The organism is Leisingera sp. F5, assembly GCF_001593695.1.
In genome coordinates, this window is record NZ_LUKH01000352.1 from 1 (window position 1) to 2,745 (window position 2,745).

At 63.2% G+C, this 2,745-nt stretch carries 2 protein-coding genes and 1 pseudogene; all 3 read right to left on the reverse strand.

Annotation, left to right across the window (positions count from 1 at the left end; all coding sequences use genetic code 11):
* Nucleotides 1-239, reverse strand: a pseudogene (locus A2I95_RS30130) (sugar transferase); the annotation flags it as partial.
* 146 nt (nt 240-385) lie between these two features.
* Nucleotides 386-889, reverse strand: coding sequence for a hypothetical protein (locus tag A2I95_RS30135; protein WP_291735795.1), 504 nt, complete (start codon nt 887-889; stop codon nt 386-388).
* A partial coding sequence (locus tag A2I95_RS30140; RefSeq protein ID WP_291735796.1) for a GNVR domain-containing protein occupies nt 879-2,745 on the reverse strand: 1,867 nt, incomplete at its 5' end. The genes A2I95_RS30135 and A2I95_RS30140, both read right to left, overlap by 11 nt.

Consider the following 2,745-nt stretch of genomic DNA (forward strand, 5'->3'; position numbering starts at 1 on the left):
CGGCAGCCCCGCCCCATGCGCCGCTGCGAATAGAGCAGCGGCCCCCGGTTCCAAAACGGATTGAGAAGCAGCAGACCCGCGGCACACATCAGTGCCAGCGGCAGCAGGATCGCGCAACTGACAACCAGATCAAACATGCGCTTTACCCCGGCAAACACAAACCCGGACAGGGTGCTGCGGGGCGGCGGACGGACTGAATTATAAGGCAGATCCCGTTCTGGGACTTCAAAGTCAAACATTGAAATTAATCACCTAAGGTTCAACAAAAATATTAACCTTTTGCCGCATTCAAGCGGGCAAACATTAGGCAATTATGTATTAAGTCAAAATTGTGTCAATTGATTCTAAAAAGTGACACAGTTAAACATGCGTGAGTTGCATTAAGTTAGAAAGAACTTCGCCGCCGCAGAATCCAGCCTTCGTAAGGGGTGGAGAGTCTTGAGAATTCCAAATAGGTTTCCAGCTGCCGCTCCGGCAGGCCAAGCGCCCGTCCCGTCACAGCCAGGCGCAACCAAAGATCCCCGTCAAGCGGCTGCCGGGCCAGCGCTGTCTCAAGCTGGCGCAGGGCGGCTGCCCGGGCCGCAACTGTCTCCGGGTCCGGTACGGGCCGCAGCGGGTCCAGGCCGTTTGCCGCCGCTATCAGATCCGCCGCGTATAGATGCAAAACCGCCCGGCTGCGGTGCAGATGCGGATCAAACAGCGCTGCCGCACCGGCTGGCGCGGCCAGCAGCGCCCCCACCAGTCCGCTGTCCGCCGTCTCCAGCCGCCCTGCCCCGGCCTCTGCGGCCAGGCGGTGATGCGCCTGGTGGTTCAGATGGCTGCGCAGAGCCTGCCATTGCAGCCCTGCGCACAGGGCCGCCAACGCCAGAAGCAGGGCCTTAGCTGTCATTGTAATAGCGGCCGTAGCCCCTCCCGCAGCCATAAGACGACCCCTCGCAACTGCCATAGGCAGCGGCTTTTTTCGCGTCGAACATATTCAGAAAGGCGCCATAGCACTTGCCGCGCAGCCGCGGGTCGCTGCCCAGGATCGCGGCGGCGTGGTTCACATCGGCGGCGCCCCATTTGGCAACGAAAAACAGCCCGTCCAGATTGTGCAGAACCGCGCGCGCATCCACCACCGGCCCCAGCGGCGGCAGATCGACAATCACACAGTCATAGACCGCCGCACAGGCGCCCAGAAGATGCTCCATCGCCGGGCCGCCCAGCAGCTCGCCGGTATGCACCGCCCGGCCGTGCCGGTTCGGCAGGATATGGGCGCCGGTCTCTTGTTCGACGCACAGCACATCCTGCCAGTCCGCCCCGTCCAGCAGCACATCCACCAGGCCCTGCTCAATATCGCCCGCCAGCGCCCGGGTCAGGCCCGGATTGCGCAAATCGCCGTCGATCAGCATGACCGAGGCGCCCTGCGCCGCCAGCAGCGCTGCAAAATTGGCAGCGGTGGTTGTTTTGCCTTCACCGGGGAAGCAGGACACAACACCGATGATCTGGCTGGCACCGCGCTGCGGCGCCTTCAGCGTCAGGCTCATCCTGCCAGTGCGCAGCGTCTCGGCAAATCCTGACAGCGGCTTCCCGGCACCATAGCGCAGGATGCCGGGAAACCGCACCTTCCGCCTGCCAAGCTGCAGATCCGCCGCCTCCGGCGGGTGCTGCGGCGCTGAAATCTTCTCCAGCCCGCCCAGAAACTCCAGCCCCAGGGTGGTTCTGATCTGCTCTTCCGTGCGCAGCCTGGTGTCCACCGCCTCCCGCAGCGCGCTCCAGCCCGCCGCAAGCAGCACCCCCAGAATGCCGGCCAGGGCAGCTATTTTTGCCAGCTGCGGCGAACTCGGGGTTTCAGGCACCCGCGCCAGGTTCAGGATCCGCGCGTCCGACACTGGAAAGCTCTGCTCTTGCAGCGATTGCTGATAGCGCTGCAGAAAACTGGTATAAAGGCTGCGCACGGTCTCCGCGCTGCGCTCCATCTCGCGCAGCTCCACCAGGGTTGTGTTGTCCGCCCCCAGCTGTTCGGAGGCAACCGCCTGCGCGGCTACCAGGCTGGCCAGCCGTTCGCGGGCTTCATGCACATCGTTGCCGGCCACCACCTCCGAGCGTTTGATCTCTTCAAACATCAGCCCTTCCAACTGGATCAGCTCGCGCTGGCGCCGCCGGGTCTGCGCGTGATCCGCACCCAGGCTGCTGCGCAGATAGTTGAAGTCCCGTAAGGTCTCCAGATACTGGCTGCGCAGGTTTGCAGTGATCGATTGGCTGGCGGTCGAGCTGACAAAGGCTGAGGTGTCATTCTGCGTGACGATTTCATTCAGGCGGTTACTGCGGGCTTGCAGCGCCAGCAGCTCCGCCCGCAGATCCGCCACCTGCTTGTTCAGCAGCTCCAGCTCAATATCCGACGACAGATCGCCGCCTGCACCTGCCAGATTGTTTTCGCGCCGGAAGCTGTCGACCGCCTTGTCCAGCAGACCGGACTGCAGCCGCAGCTGATCCGACCGCTCCTTCAGCCAGTTGGTGGCGCGCTGGGTCGCCTCGTATTTCGAGGCCAGCTGATCCTCGATATAGGCATTGGCAACCGCATTGGCGATCCGCGCCGACAGCGCCGGAGAGACCGAGGTATAAGTGATCTGCAAAACCCGGCTGCGCTGCACCTGGCGCACGGAAACATTGTCCCGCAGCAGGCTGACGGCATCCTGGCGGGCGGCTTCTGCCAGTTCCTGCGGCGTCAGCGGAATGGCGGGTTGTTCGTCCTGCACCCAGGAC

Coding starts and splice junctions, on each gene's coding strand:
- A2I95_RS30135 (WP_291735795.1), bottom strand. CDS start 889: ATGACAGCTAAGGCCCTGCTTCTGGCGTTGGCGGCCCTGTGCGCAGGG.